Origin of the sequence: Fuchsiella alkaliacetigena (assembly GCF_023227765.1) — a bacterium.
Lineage (GTDB): Bacteria > Bacillota > Halanaerobiia > Halobacteroidales > Acetohalobiaceae > Fuchsiella > Fuchsiella alkaliacetigena.
In genome coordinates this window covers 1-5818 of record NZ_JALKBZ010000087.1, presented here as the reverse complement: position 1 = coordinate 5818, position 5818 = coordinate 1, and the positions used below count along the sequence as shown (strand labels likewise).

Annotated in this window: 7 protein-coding genes; 5 read left to right on the top strand and 2 right to left on the bottom strand. The window is 32.0% G+C overall.

Going from position 1 to position 5818, the window contains the following annotated elements:
* Window positions 1-162: 162 nt before the first annotated feature.
* A complete protein-coding gene (locus tag MWH30_RS13320) occupies window positions 163-411 on the bottom strand; it encodes a hypothetical protein (RefSeq protein ID WP_248664586.1) in 249 nt (82 codons plus the stop codon).
* A 295-nt stretch (window positions 412-706) separates the two neighbouring features.
* Between MWH30_RS13320 and MWH30_RS13315 the strand changes: the two genes are divergently transcribed.
* The 4 genes from MWH30_RS13315 (at window position 707) to MWH30_RS13300 (ending at window position 3975) form a co-directional block, all read left to right on the top strand.
* The gene (locus tag MWH30_RS13315) at window positions 707-1177 is read left to right on the top strand and encodes a C40 family peptidase (protein ID WP_308221623.1); all 471 of its coding nucleotides are present in this window, start codon (window positions 707-709) and stop codon (window positions 1175-1177) included.
* Window positions 1178-1199: 22 nt separating this feature from the next.
* The gene (locus MWH30_RS13310; protein WP_248664585.1) at window positions 1200-1961 is read left to right on the top strand and encodes an anthrax toxin lethal factor-related metalloendopeptidase; all 762 of its coding nucleotides are present in this window, start codon (window positions 1200-1202) and stop codon (window positions 1959-1961) included.
* Between the two features lie 70 nt (window positions 1962-2031).
* Window positions 2032-2169 carry a hypothetical protein gene (locus MWH30_RS13305; protein WP_248664584.1) on the top strand — a complete coding sequence of 46 codons (138 nt, stop codon included), beginning with the start codon at window positions 2032-2034 and terminating at the stop codon, window positions 2167-2169.
* A gap of 474 nt (window positions 2170-2643) precedes the next feature.
* On the top strand, window positions 2644-3975 hold the full coding sequence (locus tag MWH30_RS13300; protein WP_372494189.1) for a pyruvate carboxylase subunit B: 1332 nt from the start codon (window positions 2644-2646) through the stop codon (window positions 3973-3975).
* Window positions 3976-3988: 13 nt separating this feature from the next.
* Here the strand turns inward: MWH30_RS13300 and MWH30_RS13295 are convergent, their stop codons facing one another.
* Entirely contained in the window at window positions 3989-4372 is a 384-nt protein-coding gene (locus MWH30_RS13295; RefSeq protein WP_248664582.1) for a hypothetical protein, read from the bottom strand.
* Window positions 4373-4527: 155 nt separating this feature from the next.
* Here MWH30_RS13295 and MWH30_RS13290 point away from each other — a divergent pair, with 155 nt between their 5' ends.
* Window positions 4528-5214, top strand: coding sequence for a phosphoribosylaminoimidazolesuccinocarboxamide synthase (locus MWH30_RS13290; protein WP_248664581.1), 687 nt, complete (start codon window positions 4528-4530; stop codon window positions 5212-5214).
* The last annotated feature ends 604 nt before the right edge of the window (window positions 5215-5818 follow it).

Sequence of the window (5818 nt, the reverse complement as noted above, 5' to 3'; positions counted from 1 at the left end):
CAAACCCTGCTATATCAAGGTTTCTGACCTCTAAATAGTTATTTTATACCTATGAACTGTCGAACTCGGGTTTTAAAAAGCAATCAAGTACACTTCAAACCTAGTCACTTATGACTAGGTTGTTTTTACAAAAAATAAATAGCAATAAATCTATTTATTAATTTAATCTTGAACTTTTTTTGCTGCTCTAATAATCAATCTACCCCATAGCTCATTTAACACATAATCATTCCAATTAAATTCTTCTTTTAATAAATTTCTTACTTTAATTCCTAAACCTAAGCGAAATAACCCACTAGGATCATTATTTTTTAATTGTTCTTGAATTTGAAGTAGTGTATCTTTAGGCATATTATTGGCTAAGTAATCAATTGCTTTTTCTATTTCTTGATGAGTTATTGAATGTAGCATCATTTATCCACCTTTCTTTAAATAGTAATTTCAAGTTATTAGTTATTATATCAACAATTAGCTAATTACTTCAATAGTAAATCATTTATTTTATCTAAGTACTGTTTTTGCTAGAGTGGTGATGGCAATATTATCAAAGAGGAATAGGAGAATATTAACTAGAACAATGAAGTCATAGATCTAAAAAAGTAATTTAATTAGGAAGAGGAGGTTATTTAAAATCAAATGCAAATTAATGATATTAATTTTATTAATTACATTATTAATTAGTGGCTGTCTATCTCCATTGGATAATGTGATGGTTTCAGATCAACAGACACAAAGAGCCTTAGAAATAGCTAAACAACAGAAAAGAAGTCCTTATGTATGGGGTGGTCGTGGTCCAGATATTTTTGATTGTTCAGGTTTGATTACTTATTCTTATAAGCAAGCTTTGGGTAAAGAGAGGATATTTAAAGTCGGTAACTATGAAACTACTGATGCTACTATGAATGATTTACATAGGTATAATGTGATATTGATACCTCCCAGAGCTATGCAACCTGGGGATATTGTTTTTATAACTAGAGATGAAAATAGAATAACTCACGGGGGGCTTTTTAATAGGTGGATTGAAAAGTATGAAAAGTTTGAAGTTCTTCATGCTTCATCTTATTCAAATCCGGATCAAGGAATTGAGTCTGGAGTTAGATTGGAAAACTGGTCTATCAAGGGATTAAATAGAGGTCAATGGTTTGCTGGAGCTGGAAGACTAAAACTATATTAAGCGGAAGGGGATTTAGAGTATTATGCAGTCTAAAAATAAAATTAGCAAAACAAAGTTATCTTTAATTATGGTACTAATTATTTGCTTTACCATGCTGAGTGTTACTTTTTCTAAAGCTAGCGCCACAGAGGTAGTTCTCGATTATGGAATTCATTATTTCACCGAAGAGGAAATTCTTGCTTTCTTAGCAGAGGATAGACAGCAATTAGATAGCGAAAGAATGAAAATAGCAAGAGAGATTGTTGAGATTCCTGATACAGAGTATGATCAGGCTGAAGTGGAAAGGATGCTGGCTAGAGTAGCTAATATGGATTTATACTTATTGGAGAGGTTAAAAAATAGTTCTACAAATATTTATTTTACCCAGCGCAGAATAACTGATTTTCCTGCTTATAGTCATTTGCGCGGGGTTACTCCTAGAGGTTGGGAAGGTACAGGTAGAACCTGGGATGATATACCTGGAGTAGGAGGTAACCCGGTGATAGTTCGAATTGGGCATAGTGACCCGGGAAATCTACACGGAACTGTTAATTTAGAGTTGCATGAGATAGGCCATTTGGTGGATCTTAATATTTTTCGAGGTTTAAGTAATACTAGTCAATTTCAAGAGATATGGCGTAAAGAAAGATATAATTTATTTAATGATCCTTATTTTATAGATTATAGTGATGAATATTTTGCCGAAGCATTTGCACTTTATTACTTAAGTGAAGAATCCCGATTAGAGGTTAAAGAGAAAACTCCGTTAACTTATAATTTTTTCAAAGAACATTTTTCAGGTTAAGATTCTGCAAGTAAATTAAGTATAATGGTTTTTTTACTGGATATGATATTTGTGAAAGGGGTTTGATATTATGTGGAAACTTTTTTTACTGTCCAGTAGATTACCAGCGGATAGTTTAACATTTAATCGCTTTTCTGCGGCTATTATATCCAATGCTGTGGGAACTGGAATTCTTTTAGCAGTTTTAATTATTATTTGGAAGTCTTAATCTGGAAACTGTTTAAAGATAGAAGGTCGTAGTAACTTAAAACTTAGTCACTTATGACTTAATCTACCTATAAAACCAAATAAATATCAAAACTATTTATTTAGTTTTCCATACCAATCAATATTATAATCTATATCTATTAAAATAAAATTTAACTTAATCTAAATAATAATACTATGACTTGGATAAAATAGATAGTGATGAGATTAATTAACAATACTTGAAGATAACTAATATTTATAAACATGAAAGTAAAATTTGGTTTATTAGGGAGGCGAAAAAAATGTATCAAAATTGTTTTAAATGTCGGCATTTTTCAAACTGCTGGGATATTTATGAATATAGAAGTCCATTAGAAATATGCGAAAGATATGAAGAATATGAAGAAATAGAGTAATAGCTGATATTAGTTCTTAAAATTTTATTATATTTATGCTATAATTAAAAAAAGCTCTTTTAATTTAGTGGTGGTGAATGAAAATGAAAATTAATTTAACTGAGACTATTTTACGTGATGGACAGCAGTCTTTATTAGCTACAAGAATGAAGACTGAAGATATGTTGCCGATTTTAGAAAAGATGGATCAGATAGGATATAGTTCTTTGGAAGTTTGGGGTGGGGCTACTTTCGATAGTTGCTTGCGTTATTTAAATGAAGATCCTTGGGTTAGGCTAAGAAAAATGAAGTTAAGAGTAAAGAATACCCCTTTGCAGATGTTATTGAGAGGACAGAATATTTTAGGTTATAAACATTATCCTGATGATATATTGGAGAAGTTTATTGAAAAGGCTATTATAAATGGAATAGATATTATTAGAATCTTTGATGCACTTAATGATGTCAGAAATATGAGCAAGGCAATAGAGTTTACTAAAAAATATGGAGCTCAAGCCCAAGGTAGTATTGTCTATACTACCAGCCCTATCCATGATATAAAGCAGTATCTAAAGATGGCTAAGTCTTTAGAGGAGCTAGGGGTGGATTCTTTATGTATTAAAGATATGGCTGGTCTATTGACTCCTTATGGAGCTTATGAGCTTATTACTGAGCTTAAAGAAGCCGTAGATCTACCAATTCAGCTGCACAGTCATAATACGACTGGGCTTGCTTTTATGACCTACTTAAAGGGAATAGAGGCTGGAGTTGATACTGTAGATACAGCTATTTCTGCTTTGAGTTCGGGAACTTCTCAACCTACTACTGAGTCAATAGTCGCTGCTTTAGAGAAAACTAGCTATGATACGGGACTTGATGTGGAAAAGATAGATGAGTTAGGTGCTTATTTTAGAGATATTACTAATAAATATAGCGATTATATTGGTTCTTTTAAGGTTGATCCTCGTGTTTTAATTAATCAGTTACCTGGAGGTATGCTATCTAATTTACAGAGTCAATTAAAAGAACAAGGGATGATGGATAAGTATGAGCAGGTTTTAGAGGAGGTACCTATAGTGAGAAAAGAAATGGGCTATCCACCTCTAGTAACTCCTACTAGTCAAATCATTGGAACTCAAGCTGTACTGAATGTGATTACTGGTAGAAGATATAATGTAATGTCTAAGGGAATTAAGGACTATATTAGAGGAATGTACGGTTCGCCTCCTGGGGAAATTGATGCTGAGATTAGAGAAAAAGTATTAGAAACAGAGGAGCCAATTAAACAGAGACCGGCTGAGTTATTAAAGCCACAGTTTGAAGCTAACCTAGAAGAGATTAAAGAGTTTATTACTAAAGAAGAGGATGTGCTTTCTTATATTTTATTTCCTGGTGTTGCTGAGTCTTTTTTGAAGGAAAATTATAAGTAAGTTATCTTCGAAATTAGAAGTTTGATCGCTTGGTAAACCATTCTTCTCCAGCTTGTTGAATCATTTCTTTCCAAGTGAAAAAAGAGGTATGCTTTCTAATAAATTCGTTCCATTTGTCTTGGGGTATGCTATCAAGGTCTTTTTTAGATTTTATTTGAAACTCACTGGCTGTAAATAGTTCTTCTATGCTTTCAAAAGAAGTATATTCTTTTATAAATTTTGAATCGAAAAGATCTTGGTAAGGTGTTTTTTTTGTTGAACTAGTAGCTTCTTTTTGAAGCTGATTAGATTTTTTAGGATTAGTGTTTTGAGGTTGCTTTTGCTTAAATAATGGTTTGAAAAATATATAAATAGCTATTAAGGCAACTATTAATGCTAAAATTAATAGTAATTTCAAAACATCACCTCCTAGTAGGTTAATTTTTCTTGGATTGTAATAATATATTATCATAAAGTAAGAGCAAATACAATAATTTGTTCTTTTATTATTTCAAGGTTTGTAAATCATTTTTAGCTAATATATAATATTAGATGAAAGGATGGGTGGTATTTATGGAGTTAATTTATACGGGAAAAACAAAAAATGTATATGTTTTAGAAGATGGGAATTACTTATTAAAGTTTAAGGACGATGTAACAGGTGAGGATGGTGTTTTTGATCCGGGAGCAAATAATGTCGGACTAACAATAGAGGGCGCAGGTAAAGCGGGATTAAGGTTAACCAAACTGTTTTTTGAAAGATTAGCAAGTGAAGGAATACCTACTCATTATGTAGAGGCAGATATTGAAGAATCAACGATGACTGTACTACCTGCTGAGGTGTTTGGCGAGGGGCTTGAAGTTATCTGCCGACATAGAGCGGTAGGTAGCTTTTATAGACGCTATGGGATGTATGTTGAAAAGGGCGAAGCCTTAGATTCTTTTGTGGAGTTTACTCTTAAGGATGATGAACGCAAAGATCCACCAATAACTAAGGATGCTTTAGATATGTTGGGGATATTAACTAATGATGAGTATGAGACAGTAAAAGAGTTAACAAAGAAGATTTCGGCTATAATCAAAGATGAGCTGAGTAAAAAAGGACTTGAGTTATATGATATAAAGTTTGAGTTTGGTAAGGTGGGGGAGTCTGCAGAAATTGTACTGATAGATGAGATATCCGGAGGAAATATGAGGGCTTTTAAGGATGGAAGGCGTGTCGAACCATTAGAATTAGAGAAAATAATGTTGGAGAAGTAGAAGGTAGAAGATAAGATTTGATAAAAAGCAGGGTTCTATTTGGAGTAGGGCCCTGCTTTTTTATTTATTAGCTTGACTTTGCGATACATCCCATCTAAATTCTACTACTCTTCAAAGCAGATATCAGTTAAACTTGGTTATTCAATAAGAGTAATCAAACATAAGAAGAGATCAATTTGGGATGATTTGGCCTGCCATTTAGATATAAAAAACTGTGAAATAATATAATCTGGCACTTTTCTTATGCTATAATGTATAAATAAGAAAGTTTTTATCGAAAGCGACAAATGAAAGTCTCACAATTTTTCCTCCTCGTTCTTCAGAGTGGAGAATGAGCAATACCTGACTGAGGTTCTGCCGGAAATGGTAGGGCCTAACTTTGCGTATACTTATAACTTAGTCACTTATGACCTTGATTTTTTAAATAAAACAAGTAAATATTAAAACATTTATTTTCATTTTTCACAACCAATTATATAAGCTACTAAAACTAACTGTTAATTAATATTAAATTACGTATAATAAAACACTAGCATTGCATAAAAAATATTTTCATTTGTCAAGGGTAAATTTTTATTAATTATATATCCCTTAAATGTAAATA

What these genes read in the sequence shown, in the direction of transcription:
- MWH30_RS13290 (WP_248664581.1), top strand. Translation starts at nt 4,528, where the DNA reads ATGGAGTTAATTTATACGGGAAAAACAAAAAATGTATATGTTTTAGAA.
- MWH30_RS13310 (WP_248664585.1), top strand. Translation starts at nt 1,200, where the DNA reads ATGCAGTCTAAAAATAAAATTAGCAAAACAAAGTTATCTTTAATTATG.
- MWH30_RS13320 (WP_248664586.1), bottom strand. Translation starts at nt 411, where the DNA reads ATGCTACATTCAATAACTCATCAAGAAATAGAAAAAGCAATTGATTAC.
- MWH30_RS13305 (WP_248664584.1), top strand. Translation starts at nt 2,032, where the DNA reads ATGTGGAAACTTTTTTTACTGTCCAGTAGATTACCAGCGGATAGTTTA.
- MWH30_RS13300 (WP_372494189.1), top strand. Translation starts at nt 2,644, where the DNA reads ATGAAAATGAAAATTAATTTAACTGAGACTATTTTACGTGATGGACAG.